The 16077-nt window shown below is 53.1% G+C and carries 9 protein-coding genes, 2 tRNA genes and 2 rRNA genes; 10 read left to right on the top strand and 3 right to left on the bottom strand.

What is annotated here, in order from left to right; translation table 11 throughout:
• Nucleotides 1-63: 63 nt before the first annotated feature.
• The 3 genes from VW41_18330 to VW41_18320 all read left to right on the top strand — a co-directional run bounded on the left by VW41_18330 (nt 64) and on the right by VW41_18320 (nt 3216).
• Nucleotides 64-1134 (top strand): phospho-2-dehydro-3-deoxyheptonate aldolase, encoded by a 1071-nt coding sequence (locus VW41_18330; GenBank protein AJZ90827.1) that lies wholly within the window; start codon nt 64-66, stop codon nt 1132-1134.
• A gap of 10 nt (nt 1135-1144) precedes the next feature.
• Nucleotides 1145-2266 carry a chorismate mutase gene (gene tyrA / locus VW41_18325; GenBank protein ID AJZ90826.1) on the top strand — a complete coding sequence of 374 codons (1122 nt, stop codon included), beginning with the start codon at nt 1145-1147 and terminating at the stop codon, nt 2264-2266.
• A gap of 77 nt (nt 2267-2343) precedes the next feature.
• The gene (locus VW41_18320; protein AJZ90825.1) at nt 2344-3216 is read left to right on the top strand and encodes a gluconolactonase; all 873 of its coding nucleotides are present in this window, start codon (nt 2344-2346) and stop codon (nt 3214-3216) included.
• Between the two features lie 37 nt (nt 3217-3253).
• Here VW41_18320 and pheA read toward each other — a convergent pair whose 3' ends face one another.
• The 3 genes from pheA to VW41_18305 form a co-directional block, all read right to left on the bottom strand.
• A complete protein-coding gene (gene pheA / locus VW41_18315) occupies nt 3254-4414 on the bottom strand; it encodes a chorismate mutase (GenBank protein ID AJZ90824.1) in 1161 nt (386 codons plus the stop codon).
• Between the two features lie 254 nt (nt 4415-4668).
• Nucleotides 4669-5013, bottom strand: a complete 345-nt coding sequence (locus VW41_18310; protein AJZ90823.1) for a translation inhibitor protein RaiA — start codon at nt 5011-5013, stop codon at nt 4669-4671.
• A 268-nt stretch (nt 5014-5281) separates the two neighbouring features.
• Nucleotides 5282-6019: a membrane biogenesis protein gene (locus tag VW41_18305; GenBank protein ID AJZ90822.1), complete on the bottom strand. Its 738-nt coding sequence runs from the start codon at nt 6017-6019 to the stop codon at nt 5282-5284.
• Between the two features lie 133 nt (nt 6020-6152).
• Here VW41_18305 and rluD point away from each other — a divergent pair, with 133 nt between their 5' ends.
• From rluD to VW41_18270, 7 genes are all read left to right on the top strand, one after another.
• Nucleotides 6153-7133: a 23S rRNA pseudouridylate synthase gene (gene rluD, locus VW41_18300; GenBank protein AJZ90821.1), complete on the top strand. Its 981-nt coding sequence runs from the start codon at nt 6153-6155 to the stop codon at nt 7131-7133.
• Nucleotides 7130-7861: a hypothetical protein gene (locus tag VW41_18295; GenBank protein ID AJZ90820.1), complete on the top strand. Its 732-nt coding sequence runs from the start codon at nt 7130-7132 to the stop codon at nt 7859-7861. The genes rluD and VW41_18295 overlap by 4 nt, the downstream gene beginning before the upstream one ends.
• A gap of 130 nt (nt 7862-7991) precedes the next feature.
• Nucleotides 7992-10565 (top strand): protein disaggregation chaperone, encoded by a 2574-nt coding sequence (locus VW41_18290; GenBank protein ID AJZ90819.1) that lies wholly within the window; start codon nt 7992-7994, stop codon nt 10563-10565.
• Nucleotides 10566-11010: 445 nt separating this feature from the next.
• A 16S ribosomal RNA gene (locus VW41_18285) occupies nt 11011-12561 on the top strand.
• 59 nt (nt 12562-12620) lie between these two features.
• A tRNA-Ile gene (locus VW41_18280) sits at nt 12621-12697 on the top strand.
• Between the two features lie 113 nt (nt 12698-12810).
• Nucleotides 12811-12886: transfer RNA gene (locus VW41_18275), tRNA-Ala, on the top strand.
• Between the two features lie 187 nt (nt 12887-13073).
• Nucleotides 13074-16006, top strand: a 23S ribosomal RNA gene (locus tag VW41_18270).
• The 16S and 23S rRNA genes sit together here with 2 tRNA genes alongside, the layout of an rRNA operon.
• Nucleotides 16007-16077 lie beyond the last annotated feature (71 nt).

Here is a 16077-nt window from a genome sequence, read left to right as displayed (position 1 = left end):
ACAGTAAGCCCTCCTCTACGAGGAAACGACTATCGCAAACGAGCTAAACACAGGACAGACATCATGCAAAAAGACGCGCTTAACAACGTTCATATCTCAGACGAACAAATACTCATCACTCCGGATCAGCTGAAAGCGGAATTCCCACTTACTGCGGCTCAGGAAGCGCAAATTGAGCAGTCCCGCCAAACGATCTCCAACATTATTGCTGGCCGCGATCCGCGCCTGCTGGTTGTGTGTGGACCTTGCTCGATCCACGATCCGGAAGCTGCGATTGAATACGCTCGTCGTTTTAAAGCTCTGTCTGAACAAGTTAGCGATAGTCTGTACCTCGTGATGCGCGTCTATTTTGAAAAGCCTCGTACGACCGTAGGTTGGAAAGGGCTTATCAACGACCCGCATATGGATGGCTCGTTTGATGTGGAAGCAGGGCTGAAAATCGCGCGTCGCCTGCTGGTTGAGCTGGTTAGCCTGGGGCTGCCGCTGGCAACCGAGGCGCTGGATCCCAATAGCCCGCAATACCTGGGCGACCTGTTTAGCTGGTCTGCAATTGGTGCCCGTACTACTGAATCCCAGACGCACCGTGAAATGGCTTCTGGTCTTTCTATGCCGGTTGGTTTTAAAAATGGTACCGATGGCAGCCTGGGGACGGCGATTAATGCCATGCGCGCTGCCGCAATGCCGCACCGTTTCGTGGGCATTAACCAGGCCGGTCAGGTTTGCCTGCTGCAGACTCAGGGTAACCCGGATGGGCATGTGATTCTGCGCGGCGGCAAAGCCCCTAACTACAGCCCGGCGGATGTTGCCCAGTGTGAAGCTGAAATGCAGAAAGCAGGCCTGCGTCCGTCCTTGATGATCGATTGCAGCCACGGCAACTCAAATAAAGACTTCCGTCGCCAGCCGGGTGTGGCCGAATCCGCCATAGCTCAGATTAAAGATGGTAACCGCTCTATTATTGGCCTGATGATTGAAAGTAATATCCATGAAGGTAATCAATCATCAGAGCAGCCGCGCAGCGAAATGAAATATGGTGTGTCCGTGACCGATGCATGCATCGACTGGGAAACTACGGACAGCCTGCTGCGTGAGATCCACAAAGATCTGAGCGGTGTGCTGGCGGCTCGTCAGGCATAAGAGGTTTACTATGGTGGCTGAATTGACCGCGCTGCGCGATCAAATCGATGAAGTGGATAAAGCGCTACTGGATTTGCTGGCTAAGCGGCTGGAACTGGTAGCGGAAGTGGGTGAAGTAAAAAGCCGCTTCGGTTTGCCGATTTATGTACCGGAGCGAGAAACCTCCATGCTGGCGTCTCGTCGTAAAGAGGCCGAAGCCTTAGGGGTTCCACCGGATTTAATTGAAGACGTGCTGCGCCGGGTGATGCGCGAGTCGTACTCCAGCGAGAACGACAAGGGCTTTAAAACCCTGCATCCTTCACTACGTCCTGTTGTGATTGTGGGCGGTGGCGGCCAGATGGGGCGCCTGTTTGAAAAAATGCTGACGCTCTCCGGCTACCAGGTTCGCATTCTTGAAAAAGAGGACTGGGACAAAGCGCCGGAGCTGCTGGCCGATGCGGGCATGGTGATCGTTAGCGTGCCGATTCATATTACCGAGCAGGTTATCGCTAAGTTGCCTCCGCTGCCGGCGGACTGCATCCTGGTGGATCTGGCTTCGGTGAAGAATGGCCCGCTGCAGGCGATGCTTGCCGTACACTCCGGCCCGGTACTTGGCCTGCACCCGATGTTTGGTCCGGACAGCGGGAGCCTGGCAAAACAGGTCGTGGTCTACTGCGACGGCCGTCAGCCTGAAGCCTATCAATGGCTGCTGGAACAAATTCAGGTCTGGGGCGCGCGTTTGCACCGCTCCAGCGCCGTTGAGCATGACCAGAACATGGCGTTTATTCAGGCGTTGCGCCACTTTGCGACATTTGCATATGGCTTGCATCTGGCGGAAGAAAACGTGCAGCTTGAGCAGTTACTGGCGCTGTCATCGCCGATTTACCGCCTCGAGCTGGCGATGGTGGGCCGGCTGTTTGCCCAGGATCCGCAGCTTTATGCCGACATTATTATGTCATCGGAAAGCAATCTGGCGCTGATCAAGCGCTACTACAAGCGCTTCGGCGAGGCGATTGGCCTGCTGGAACACGGTGACAAACAGGCGTTTATCGACAGCTTCCGAAAAGTGGAGCACTGGTTCGGGGATTACGCACAGCGTTTCCAGAATGAGAGCCGCGTCCTGTTACGGCAGGCAAATGATAACCGCCAGTAAGGGCCAAAAGGTCTTATAATCAAAAGCCAGTGGGAGTTTGCCCGCTGGCTTTTTTGTTTGCCAAAAGGATACCTGAAATGGCTGAGCCGCAGCTGCTGTTCGACTATACCGGTCACTTACCCGAATGCCCTACGTGGAGCGCAGAAGAAGGCAGCCTCTATTGGACGGACATTCTTGAGAACGAAATCCACCGCTACCATCTTGCCACCGGCAAACATGACGTTATTCAGTTTTCTGAAGAGGTGGGCTGCTTTGCTCTGCGTGAGTCCGGCGGGTTTATCGTGGCGATGCGCAGCGGTATCTGGCTAACCAATAATACCGGGCTTATCGTCGGCAAAGTCTGTGATAACCCAAGCAACCCAGATTTGGCCCGTTTCAACGATGGCGGCACCGACAGACTGGGGCGTTTTTATGCCGGCACGTTCTGGGGGCCGGGAGATTACAACGGCGCGCTACTTTGCCGGGTGGATAACGATCTGACGCCCCATGTGATTCAGCATGATATCCAAGGTGCTAACGGGCTGGCTTTTAGCGCGGATGGCAAATGGATGTATACCTCAGACACGCCAAATGCCGTGATTTACCGGACGCCGCTGGACGCACAAGGAGAGCCAGGCCGACGCGAAGTATTCAGGCGGTTTGCCGAAGGTGAGGGGATGCCGGATGGCGCGGCGATGGACTGCGAAGGGTATTACTGGACGGCGCTGTTTGATGGCTACCGCATAGCGCGTATTTCGCCGCAGGGTGAGATTGTTGAAGAGCATCGTTTGCCTGTACGTTGCCCGACGATGGTCTGTTTTGGCGGCGATGATATGCAAACGCTGTTCATTACCACAACCAGAGAAAACATGGATGAAGAAGAGGTGGCCCGGCGACCGCTCTCCGGAGCGCTTTTCACCCTCCGCGTTGGGGTAGCCGGAATGGAAAAGCTGAAGTTTCGGGAAGTCTGATTTAAGCCGCCCGGCCGAAGCCGGGCTGGTATTGTTATCAGGCCGGGTCGACCGGCACTACGTTTTCGCTCGGGTAGCTGCCGAGGACTTTCAGGGAGCGGGTAATTTCGCCCAGCTCGTGCAGCGCCTTACGCATACTGTCATCTTTCAGGTTTGCCTGAATATCCAGATAGAACATCTCTTCCCACGGGTTGCCGTTGATCGGGCGTGATTCCAGCTTGGTCATGATCAGATTGTGATTGCGTAATACCAGCAGCGCTTCTACCAGGGCACCGGCCTGCTGGCCAGTGGCCATCAGCAATGTGGTTTTCGCGGGGACCTGATCGGACACTTCAACGGCCTTACGCGCCAGCACGATGAAGCGGGTGATGTTCTGGGTCTGGTTTGCAAGGTTGCGTTCCAGTACCTGCAGGCCGTAAAGAGCGCCACCGGCCTCGCTGCCCAGCGCGGCGACGTGAGGCGAGTTAGCCTGGGCGACTTTTTCCATCGCCGCAGAGGTGCTTTCCGTGTATTCAATTTTCCAGTGCGGGTAGCGATTGATGAACTGGCTGCACTGCTGGAAAGGTTGAGGATGGCTATAAACCGTTTGGATTTGCTCCAGATCGGTAGAGCCGGAAACCAGAACGCAGTGGTCAATCGGCACGGTCATTTCGGCCACGATCGACAGGCTGGTGTGCTGCAGAAGATCGTAGACGTCGTTAATGGCCCCTGAACTTGTGTTCTCAATAGGCACCACGGCGTAATCGGCCTGGCCGGTTTCCACCTGGTTGAAGATGTCGTGGAATTTGGCACAGCCGCTTTCGATGAACTGCTCAAAGTGACGAGCGGCATACTGGCGCGCAGCAAGGTGAGAATAAGACCCTTTAGGGCCGAGGAAAGCAATGCGAGCCGAATGCGGGTTCGTTTTGTTCAGGTGCTGTTGCAGCAGGGTTTGCTGGGTCAGAACGGAGTCTTCGATGATGAGCTGGAAAAGGCGAGTAATGTAATGGGCATCGAGATGGTGGCCTTTACCGAGGGTAATCAGGCGCTCCAGTAAATCTCTTTCACGATCGATATCGCGTACCGGGCGGTGAGAAGCGAGTTTTGCTTTGCCAACTTCAACCGCCAGCAGACGGCGCTCTGCCAGCAGGGCTAACAGCTTTTCATCCAGCGCGCTGATTTTATCGCGCAGGGCCAGCAACGGATTCATTTCGGTCATAACGCTACCTTTTCGGTGTCCATAAAAAAAGCCTCCCGGTTGGGAGGCTTGTTTGTTCGTCTTCGCATTCTTTATCACACGACGAATTGCCTCCCAGTCAGGGGAAGGTAAAAAAGAATGCGAAGAAGAACGGGAAAAGTTTCATGTCAGGTTTCCTGAGTAATCTGAGAGGTAAAGTACCTGCTCTGTTTTCGTTCTGTCAATAAAAAACGCGCCCGGAGGCGCGTTGCGGTGAGTGGAAGGAGAGTAATGTATTACTCTTCGTCAGCTTCTGCTTCTGCGAAGGACACGTCTTTCACTGAACCTGCTGCGCGACGTGCTTCACCTTTGTGTTGCACTTTATTTAACTGCCGCTCCAGTTTGTTGATCAATTCGTTGATAGCCGTATACATATCTTCATGTCTGGCACTGGCTACGAGGTGCCCATTTGGTGTGTTAATCGTGGCATCAGCCACAAAACCTTGAGGCTCTTTGGACAAGATAATGTGTGGATTAATGAGATGAGTTTGCCACTTGTCCAGTTTGCTGAGACGGTCGGCGACATGCTGGCGAATAGCTGGGGTGATTTCCATTTGCTTGCTGGTAATGTTCATTGTCATAAAGTTACCTCTTGTCTTTGCCGTCTTGGTAACTCCAGCATACCGTTCCTAATGTCAAAATGTGTGATGTTGATCACGTTATTTTGTCACTTTTTGTCAAGGAGACCTTTTTGTGAGGCAGGACAGGATATGTGTTTTTAGGACTTGTGGTTATCGGAAATCGCGTCCATATTTGATGGGATGACCTGACGCTAAACCGTTTCAGTTTTTGCGTCGGCAGATAAAAAAACGGCAGCCAAGGCTGCCGTTTTTCTTGCGATACTGTCGATTAAGTGTTGCTGCTGTTGGCGGCAATAATCTTCGCGACTTTCTCTGCCTGACCAGGCATCTGCAGCTCTCGGTAGGCATTTTCCATCAGTTTCAGGCCATCACGGGTTGCCTGTGTGTCCGGGTAATCACGCAGCATACCTTCCACACGATTAACTACTGCAACCCACGCGCCGCGTTTCGTGTAATATTGCGCCACGGAAAGCTCATACTTCGCCAGGCGATCTTTCAGGAACACGAGACGTTTAGTCGCATCGGTAACGTACTGGCTGTTCGGGTAGCCGCGTACCAGCTTCGAGAAATCGTTGAAGGCATCGCGAGCGTGTTGTGGATCACGGTCGGAGCGGTCAACGCCGAAGAAGCCCTGCAGCGCGCTGTCATCTAACGCCATGTCCGTCAGGCCACGCATGTAAAGCACGTAGTCGATGTTTGGATGAGTAGGATTGAGGCGCATAAAGCGATCGATCGCCGCCTGAGCCAGCGGTAAGTCCGCATTTTTGTAGTAGGCGTAGATCAGATCGAGCTGCACTTGCTGAGAGTACGGGCCGAACGGATAGCGGTTATCCAGCGCTTCCAGTTGCGTTATCGCCGCTTTAAAGTTACCGTCCTGCAGCTTTTGCTGGGCAGTCGCGTAGATCTCAGAAGGCGGATTATCAGGAACCTCATCCTTGGAACTGGAGCAACCAGCCAAAGCCAGGCTCAACGTGGCCGCTGCCACCAGATATTTCATGCGCGTCATGACGTTTGACTTTCCTAAGTAATGTTATTTCCGGGAGAGTTCATGTTCCGGCTCCCGATAAAGACCAGCTACAATAGCACATTATATTAAACGGCATTGCCGTAAAACCCAACGTTAACGAAAGAAGCTGTCTATGGCACAACTAGTACAACTCACCGAAACGGTGTCCGATTCACAACTGGGTCAACGCTTAGATCAGGCATTGGCCGAATTGTTCCCGGATTATTCGCGTTCGCGCATAAAAGAATGGATTCTTGACCAGCGAGTTACGGTCAACGGCGTTGTCTGGGACAAGCCGAAAGAGAAAGTGTTGGGGGGCGAGAGCGTAACCATCAATGCTGAAATTGAGGAAGAAGTCCGCTGGGAAGCTCAGGATATCCCGCTGAATATCGTCTATGAAGATGAAGATATTCTGGTAATCAATAAGCCGCGTGATCTGGTGGTCCACCCAGGCGCCGGCAACCCGGATGGCACGGTGCTGAATGCGCTGCTGCACTACTATCCGCCAATTGCGGATGTGCCGCGTGCGGGTATCGTTCACCGTCTGGATAAAGATACCACTGGCCTGATGGTTGTGGCAAAAACTGTTCCCGCGCAGACTCGCCTGGTTGAAGCCCTTCAACTGCGTGAAATCACCCGCGAGTATGAAGCCGTTGCTATTGGTCACATGACCGGTGGCGGTACGGTAGAAGAGCCCATTAGCCGACACCCAACCAAACGTACCCACATGTCCGTCCACCCAATGGGGAAACCGGCGGTCACTCACTATCGTATTATGGAGCATTTCCGCGTCCATACCCGTCTGCGTCTGCGTCTGGAAACCGGTCGTACTCACCAGATCCGTGTTCATATGGCGCACATCAGCCATCCGCTGGTGGGCGATCAGCTGTACGGTGGCCGTCCTCGTCCGCCGAAAGGCGCATCGGAAGAGTTCGTCAGCGTACTGCGCAAGTTTGATCGTCAGGCGCTACACGCGACCATGCTGCGCCTGTACCATCCGATCAGCGGTATTCTGATGGAGTGGAGCGCGCCGATCCCACAGGATATGGTTGAACTGATTGAAGCCCTGCGCGCTGATACTGAAACCCATAAAGATCAACTGGACTGGCTATGACCAAAACGATCGTCCCGCAATGGCCGCTTCCTGAAGGCGTGGCTTCCTGTAGCTCAACTCGCGTTGGTGGCGTTAGCCTCTCGCCGTATGACTCGATGAACCTGGGGGCCCACTGCGGCGATGATCTGGCGCATGTCGAAGAGAACCGTCGGCTATTTTACGCCGCCGCCGGTTTGCCTTCGAAGCCGGTCTGGCTTGAACAGGTTCACGGTAAAACGGTGCTGAAGCTAACGGGTGAGCCTTATGCCTCAAAGCGGGCAGATGCTTCATATAGCAATACGCCGGGGACGGTTTGTGCGGTGATGACGGCGGATTGCCTGCCGGTGCTGTTTTGTAATGAGGCCGGAACTGAAGTTGCGGCAGCGCACGCTGGCTGGCGAGGTTTGTGTGAAGGTGTACTTGAAGAGACGGTAGCCTGCTTCCAGGATAGCCCGCAAAATATTCGCGCCTGGCTGGGGCCAGCGATTGGCCCTCAGGCGTTCGAAGTGGGGCCGGAAGTTCGTGACGCGTTTGTGGCAAAAGACGAGAAAGCGGCACTAGCTTTCCGTGCTGCCGGTGAAAAGTACTATGCTGATATCTATCAGCTTGCAAGGCAGCGGCTGGCGAACGTGGGCGTTACGCAGGTGTACGGCGGCGATCGCTGTACCTGGACCGAGAGCGGCGATTTCTTCTCTTACCGCCGCGACAGAACAACGGGTCGTATGGCAAGTTTCATCTGGCTGATATAACCTATCGAATCAAGACGATCCAGTGCGGGTAGCTCGCGCTTCATATATTTCAGGTCATTAACCTTGAATAATTGAGGGATGACCTCATTTAATCTCCAGTAGCAAATTTGACCTGTTTATGGGAGGAGTTATGCGTCTGGATCGTCTTACCAATAAATTCCAGCTTGCTCTCGCCGATGCCCAATCTCTTGCTCTTGGGCACGACAATCAATTCATTGAACCTCTTCATCTGATGAGCGCTCTGCTCAATCAGGAAGGAGGATCTGTGCGTCCGTTACTGACTTCTGCGGGAGTCAATGCGGGCAAACTACGTACCGACATCGAGCAGGCGTTAAGCCGCCTGCCACAGGTAGAAGGCACCGGCGGTGACGTCCAGCCTTCTCAGGATCTGGTGCGTGTGCTTAATCTGTGCGACAAACTTGCACAAAAAAGAAACGACAATTTTATTTCGTCAGAGCTGTTTGTTCTGGCGGTGCTTGACTCACGCGGCACTCTGACCGACCTGCTGAAAGCAGCGGGCGCAACGCCAGCGAACGTAACCGCCGCGATTGAGCAAATGCGTGGAGGGGAGAGCGTGAACGATCAAGGTGCCGAAGACCAACGTCAGGCATTGAAGAAATACACCGTTGATTTAACGGAGCGAGCTGAACAAGGCAAGCTTGATCCGGTGATTGGCCGTGATGAAGAAATTCGCCGCACTATCCAGGTATTGCAGCGCCGTACCAAAAATAACCCTGTACTGATTGGTGAGCCGGGCGTCGGTAAAACGGCCATCGTGGAAGGGCTTGCGCAGCGCATCATAAATGGCGAAGTACCGGAAGGTTTGAAAGGCCGTCGTGTGCTTGCGTTGGATATGGGCGCGCTGGTGGCCGGTGCAAAATACCGGGGTGAATTTGAAGAGCGTCTCAAAGGTGTGCTGAACGATCTCGCTAAGCAGGAAGGCAACGTCATTCTGTTTATTGATGAGCTGCATACCATGGTGGGAGCTGGTAAAGCCGACGGCGCAATGGATGCCGGGAACATGCTTAAGCCGGCCCTGGCCCGCGGTGAACTGCACTGCGTAGGCGCGACCACGCTCGACGAATACCGTCAATATATAGAGAAAGACGCCGCGCTTGAGCGTCGTTTCCAGAAAGTGTTTGTGGCTGAGCCTTCTGTAGAAGACACCATTGCTATTTTGCGTGGGCTGAAAGAACGCTATGAGCTGCATCACCATGTGCAAATTACCGACCCGGCGATTGTGGCGGCAGCCACGCTGTCCCACCGCTATATTGCCGATCGTCAGTTGCCGGATAAAGCGATTGACCTCATTGATGAGGCCGCATCCAGCATTCGGATGCAGATAGACTCCAAGCCGGAAGAGCTCGACCGCCTTGACCGCCGCATTATTCAGCTCAAGCTGGAACAGCAGGCGTTGAAGAAAGAATCTGATGAGGCTAGTCAGAAGCGTCTCAGCATGCTGAATGAAGAGCTGGAAGATAAAGAGCGTCAATATTCCGGGCTGGAAGAAGAATGGAAGGCGGAAAAAGCGTCACTGTCCGGTACACAGACCATTAAGGCTGAGCTTGAGCAGGCGAAAATTGCAATCGAGCAAGCTCGCCGCGTGGGTGACCTTGGGCGCATGTCTGAATTGCAGTACGGTAAAATCCCAGAGCTGGAAAAACAGCTGGCCGCGGCAACCCAGAGTGAAGGGAAAACCATGCGTCTGCTGCGTAATAAGGTGACGGATGCAGAAATCGCCGAAGTCCTGGCCCGCTGGACCGGGATCCCTGTCGCCAGAATGCTTGAAGGGGAGCGTGACAAACTTCTGCGCATGGAAAAAGAACTGCATCAGCGCGTCATTGGCCAGGATGAAGCCGTCGAAGCCGTTTCTAACGCTATTCGTCGTAGCCGTGCCGGGTTGTCCGATCCTAATCGCCCCATCGGTTCGTTCCTGTTCCTGGGGCCAACCGGGGTCGGTAAGACCGAGCTGTGCAAAGCCCTGGCGAACTTTATGTTCGACAGTGATGATGCGATGGTGCGCATTGATATGTCCGAGTTTATGGAGAAACACTCCGTATCCCGGCTGGTGGGGGCGCCTCCAGGCTATGTCGGTTATGAGGAAGGCGGTTATCTGACGGAAGCCGTTCGTCGTCGTCCTTACTCAGTAATTCTGCTGGACGAAGTAGAGAAAGCGCATCCGGATGTGTTTAACATCCTGCTGCAGGTTCTGGACGATGGCCGTTTGACCGACGGGCAGGGCCGCACCGTTGATTTCCGTAATACGGTTGTCATTATGACGTCGAACCTCGGTTCAGACTTAATTCAGGAGCGTTTCGGGGAGCTGGATTACGGTCACATGAAGGATCTGGTGCTGGGCGTGGTTAGCCAAAGTTTCCGGCCGGAATTCATTAACCGTATCGATGAGGTTGTTGTCTTCCATCCTCTCGGTGAGCGCCACATTGCTTCTATTGCTCAGATTCAGCTGCAGCGTCTGTACAAACGGCTGGAAGAGCGTGGCTATGGCGTAAGTATCTCGGATGATGCGTTGAAGCTCATCAGCGAGAACGGTTACGACCCGGTTTACGGTGCACGTCCGTTGAAACGAGCTATTCAGCAGCAAATTGAGAACCCATTGGCTCAGCAAATCCTTTCCGGTGAGCTGATTCCTGGAAAAACAATCAAGCTGGAAGTCAAAGACGATCGCATTGTGGCAGTGCAGTAAGTCACTCAACGTAAAAAACGAGCCCATATGGGCTCGTTTTTGTTTGTAAAACAACCATCGCTGACCGGGTTTTATACTTTTAGCCTGGAAAGTGAGCGGTCAGAAAGTTTTTTCAAATTAGGGGTTGTCAGGCTCTGAGAACTCCCTATAATGCGCCTCCACTGACACGGCGAAGCGGCTTCGAAAGCGGCTTAACAACCCGGTAGTCAGTCAGACGAAAGCGAAAATAAACGCTTGACTCTGAAAGAGGAAAGCGTAATATACGCCACCTCGAGTTAGCAAGCGAAAGCGCCTAACTCACTGCTCTTTAACAATTTATCAGACAATCTGTGTGGGCACTCGCAGGATTGATATCTCAGCATCTTCGGATGCAAACAAATATCAAGTCTTGAAGAGTGACTACTGATTTTATAAACAGTTTTAATTCTTTGAGCATCAAACACTTTTAAATTGAAGAGTTTGATCATGGCTCAGATTGAACGCTGGCGGCAGGCCTAACACATGCAAGTCGAGCGGTAGCACGGGGAGCTTGCTCCTGGGTGACGAGCGGCGGACGGGTGAGTAATGTCTGGGGATCTGCCTGATGGAGGGGGATAACTACTGGAAACGGTAGCTAATACCGCATAACGTCGCAAGACCAAAGAGGGGGACCTTCGGGCCTCTTGCCATCAGATGAACCCAGATGGGATTAGCTAGTAGGTGGGGTAATGGCTCACCTAGGCGACGATCCCTAGCTGGTCTGAGAGGATGACCAGCCACACTGGAACTGAGACACGGTCCAGACTCCTACGGGAGGCAGCAGTGGGGAATATTGCACAATGGGCGCAAGCCTGATGCAGCCATGCCGCGTGTATGAAGAAGGCCTTCGGGTTGTAAAGTACTTTCAGCGAGGAGGAAGGCATTAAGGTTAATAACCTTAGTGATTGACGTTACTCGCAGAAGAAGCACCGGCTAACTCCGTGCCAGCAGCCGCGGTAATACGGAGGGTGCAAGCGTTAATCGGAATTACTGGGCGTAAAGCGCACGCAGGCGGTTTGTTAAGTCGGATGTGAAATCCCCGGGCTCAACCTGGGAACTGCATTCGAAACTGGCAAGCTTGAGTCTTGTAGAGGGGGGTAGAATTCCAGGTGTAGCGGTGAAATGCGTAGAGATCTGGAGGAATACCGGTGGCGAAGGCGGCCCCCTGGACAAAGACTGACGCTCAGGTGCGAAAGCGTGGGGAGCAAACAGGATTAGATACCCTGGTAGTCCACGCCGTAAACGATGTCGACTTGGAGGTTGTGCCCTTGAGGCGTGGCTTCCGGAGCTAACGCGTTAAGTCGACCGCCTGGGGAGTACGGCCGCAAGGTTAAAACTCAAATGAATTGACGGGGGCCCGCACAAGCGGTGGAGCATGTGGTTTAATTCGATGCAACGCGAAGAACCTTACCTACTCTTGACATCCAGAGAACTTTCCAGAGATGGATTGGTGCCTTCGGGAACTCTGAGACAGGTGCTGCATGGCTGTCGTCAGCTCGTGTTGTGAAATGTTGGGTTAAGTCCCGCAACGAGCGCAACCCTTATCCTTTGTTGCCAGCGGTTCGGCCGGGAACTCAAAGGAGACTGCCAGTGATAAACTGGAGGAAGGTGGGGATGACGTCAAGTCATCATGGCCCTTACGAGTAGGGCTACACACGTGCTACAATGGCGCATACAAAGAGAAGCGACCTCGCGAGAGCAAGCGGACCTCATAAAGTGCGTCGTAGTCCGGATTGGAGTCTGCAACTCGACTCCATGAAGTCGGAATCGCTAGTAATCGTAGATCAGAATGCTACGGTGAATACGTTCCCGGGCCTTGTACACACCGCCCGTCACACCATGGGAGTGGGTTGCAAAAGAAGTAGGTAGCTTAACCTTCGGGAGGGCGCTTACCACTTTGTGATTCATGACTGGGGTGAAGTCGTAACAAGGTAACCGTAGGGGAACCTGCGGTTGGATCACCTCCTTACCTAATAGATACAACCCGCGTAGTGCTCACACAGATTGTCTGATAGAAAACGAGCAGTAAAACCTTATAGGCTTGTAGCTCAGGTGGTTAGAGCGCACCCCTGATAAGGGTGAGGTCGGTGGTTCAAGTCCACTCAGGCCTACCAAATTTTCCCCTGTTCTGCGTTGCACCTCAGATTCGCATACTTAAGTATGTGTCGCTAAGTTGCGCCTTGACCAGATGAAAATTAACGGTAATCAAAGGTTTTACGAAATCGATGGGGCTATAGCTCAGCTGGGAGAGCGCCTGCCTTGCACGCAGGAGGTCAGCGGTTCGATCCCGCTTAGCTCCACCATCATTTCGCGCACAAAACTTACTTCAGAGTGTACCGGTGACGGTGTACTGCGAAGTATTTGCTCTTTAACAATCCGGAACAAGCTGAAAATTGAAACGACATGTCGTCTCATTCTTCCGTAATAAAGAATGAGGTTAAGACATGTTCGAGTCTCTCAAATTTTCATAATCTGAAGCGAAACATCTTCGGGTTGTGAGGTTAAGCGACTAAGCGTACACGGTGGATGCCCTGGCAGTCAGAGGCGATGAAGGACGTGCTAATCTGCGATAAGCGTCGGTAAGGTGATATGAACCGTTATAGCCGGCGATTTCCGAATGGGGAAACCCAGTGTGATTCGTCACACTATCATTGCGTGAATACATAGCGTAATGAAGCGAACCGGGGGAACTGAAACATCTAAGTACCCCGAGGAAAAGAAATCAACCGAGATTCCCCCAGTAGCGGCGAGCGAACGGGGAGCAGCCCAGAACCTGAATCAGTTTGTGTGTTAGTGGAAGCGTCTGGAAAGTCGCAGGGTACAGGGTGATACTCCCGTACACTAAAATGCACATACTGTGAGTTCGAAGAGTAGGGCGGGACACGTGGTATCCTGTCTGAATATGGGGGGACCATCCTCCAAGGCTAAATACTCCTGACTGACCGATAGTGAACCAGTACCGTGAGGGAAAGGCGAAAAGAACCCCGGCGAGGGGAGTGAAAAAGAACCTGAAACCGTGTACGTACAAGCAGTGGGAGCCTCTTTATGGGGTGACTGCGTACCTTTTGTATAATGGGTCAGCGACTTATATTCTGTAGCAAGGTTAACCGTATAGGGGAGCCGCAGGGAAACCGAGTCTTAACTGGGCGTTAAGTTGCAGGGTATAGACCCGAAACCCGGTGATCTAGCCATGGGCAGGTTGAAGGTTGGGTAACACTAACTGGAGGACCGAACCGACTAATGTTGAAAAATTAGCGGATGACTTGTGGCTGGGGGTGAAAGGCCAATCAAACCGGGAGATAGCTGGTTCTCCCCGAAAGCTATTTAGGTAGCGCCTCGTGAACTCATCTTCGGGGGTAGAGCACTGTTTCGGCTAGGGGGCCATCCCGGCTTACCAACCCGATGCAAACTACGAATACCGAAGAATGTTATCACGGGAGACACACGGCGGGTGCTAACGTCCGTCGTGAAGAGGGAAACAACCCAGACCGCCAGCTAAGGTCCCAAAGTCATGGTTAAGTGGGAAACGATGTGGGAAGGCACAGACAGCCAGGATGTTGGCTTAGAAGCAGCCATCATTTAAAGAAAGCGTAATAGCTCACTGGTCGAGTCGGCCTGCGCGGAAGATGTAACGGGGCTAAACCATGCACCGAAGCTGCGGCAGCGACACTATGTGTTGTTGGGTAGGGGAGCGTTCTGTAAGCCGTTGAAGGTGAACTGTGAGGTTTGCTGGAGGTATCAGAAGTGCGAATGCTGACATAAGTAACGATAAAGCGGGTGAAAAGCCCGCTCGCCGGAAGACCAAGGGTTCCTGTCCAACGTTAATCGGGGCAGGGTGAGTCGACCCCTAAGGCGAGGCCGAAAGGCGTAGTCGATGGGAAACAGGTTAATATTCCTGTACTTGGTGTTACTGCGAAGGGGGGACGGAGAAGGCTATGTTAGCCGGGCGACGGTTGTCCCGGTTTAAGCATGTAGGCGGGAAGTTTAGGTAAATCCGGACTTCTGTTAACGCTGAGGTGTGATGACGAGGCACTACGGTGCTGAAGTAACAAATGCCCTGCTTCCAGGAAAAGCCTCTAAGCATCAGGTAACATTAAATCGTACCCCAAACCGACACAGGTGGTCAGGTAGAGAATACCAAGGCGCTTGAGAGAACTCGGGTGAAGGAACTAGGCAAAATGGTGCCGTAACTTCGGGAGAAGGCACGCTGTCGGTAAGTGAAACCCCTCGCGGGTGGAGCTGAAGGCAGTCGAAGATACCAGCTGGCTGCAACTGTTTATTAAAAACACAGCACTGTGCAAACACGAAAGTGGACGTATACGGTGTGACGCCTGCCCGGTGCCGGAAGGTTAATTGATGGGGTTATCCGTAAGGAGAAGCTCTTGATCGAAGCCCCGGTAAACGGCGGCCGTAACTATAACGGTCCTAAGGTAGCGAAATTCCTTGTCGGGTAAGTTCCGACCTGCACGAATGGCGTAATGATGGCCAGGCTGTCTCCACCCGAGACTCAGTGAAATTGAAATCGCTGTGAAGATGCAGTGTACCCGCGGCAAGACGGAAAGACCCCGTGAACCTTTACTATAGCTTGACACTGAACATTGAGCCTTGATGTGTAGGATAGGTGGGAGGCTTTGAAGCGTGGACGCCAGTCTGCGTGGAGCCAACCTTGAAATACCACCCTTTAATGTTTGATGTTCTAACGTAGACCCGTGATCCGGGTTGCGGACAGTGTCTGGTGGGTAGTTTGACTGGGGCGGTCTCCTCCTAAAGCGTAACGGAGGAGCACGAAGGTTAGCTAATCACGGTCGGACATCGTGAGGTTAGTGCAAAGGCATAAGCTAGCTTGACTGCGAGAGTGACGGCTCGAGCAGGTGCGAAAGCAGGTCTTAGTGATCCGGTGGTTCTGAATGGAAGGGCCATCGCTCAACGGATAAAAGGTACTCCGGGGATAACAGGCTGATACCGCCCAAGAGTTCATATCGACGGCGGTGTTTGGCACCTCGATGTCGGCTCATCACATCCTGGGGCTGAAGTAGGTCCCAAGGGTATGGCTGTTCGCCATTTAAAGTGGTACGCGAGCTGGGTTTAGAACGTCGTGAGACAGTTCGGTCCCTATCTGCCGTGGGCGCTGGAGAATTGAGGGGGGCTGCTCCTAGTACGAGAGGACCGGAGTGGACGCATCACTGGTGTTCGGGTTGTCATGCCAATGGCATTGCCCGGTAGCTAAATGCGGAAAAGATAAGCGCTGAAAGCATCTAAGCGCGAAACTTGCCCCGAGATGAGTTCTCCCTGACTCCTTGAGAGTCCTGAAGGAACGTTGAAGACTACGACGTTGATAGGCTGGGTGTGTAAGCGTAGCGATACGTTGAGCTAACCAGTACTAATGATCCGTGAGGCTTAACCTTACAACACCGAAGGTGTTTTTAGAGAGATTTTCAGCTTAGTTCAGGATTAGATTGATGGTCACGGGAGTGACGGTCAATGACAGAATTTG

Source organism: Klebsiella michiganensis (assembly GCA_000963575.1).
Lineage (GTDB): Bacteria > Pseudomonadota > Gammaproteobacteria > Enterobacterales > Enterobacteriaceae > Cedecea > Cedecea michiganensis_A.
This window is presented reverse-complemented; position numbering and strand designations above follow the sequence as displayed.

Excerpts from the sequence above, each read along its gene's own strand:
- rluD (AJZ90821.1), top strand. The coding sequence starts at position 6,153 with ATGGCACAACTAGTACAACTCACCGAAACGGTGTCCGATTCACAACTG.
- VW41_18295 (AJZ90820.1), top strand. The coding sequence starts at position 7,130 with ATGACCAAAACGATCGTCCCGCAATGGCCGCTTCCTGAAGGCGTGGCT.
- pheA (AJZ90824.1), bottom strand. The coding sequence starts at position 4,414 with ATGACCGAAATGAATCCGTTGCTGGCCCTGCGCGATAAAATCAGCGCG.
- VW41_18330 (AJZ90827.1), top strand. The coding sequence starts at position 64 with ATGCAAAAAGACGCGCTTAACAACGTTCATATCTCAGACGAACAAATA.
- VW41_18320 (AJZ90825.1), top strand. The coding sequence starts at position 2,344 with ATGGCTGAGCCGCAGCTGCTGTTCGACTATACCGGTCACTTACCCGAA.
- VW41_18290 (AJZ90819.1), top strand. The coding sequence starts at position 7,992 with ATGCGTCTGGATCGTCTTACCAATAAATTCCAGCTTGCTCTCGCCGAT.
- tyrA (AJZ90826.1), top strand. The coding sequence starts at position 1,145 with ATGGTGGCTGAATTGACCGCGCTGCGCGATCAAATCGATGAAGTGGAT.
- VW41_18305 (AJZ90822.1), bottom strand. The coding sequence starts at position 6,019 with ATGACGCGCATGAAATATCTGGTGGCAGCGGCCACGTTGAGCCTGGCT.
- VW41_18310 (AJZ90823.1), bottom strand. The coding sequence starts at position 5,013 with ATGACAATGAACATTACCAGCAAGCAAATGGAAATCACCCCAGCTATT.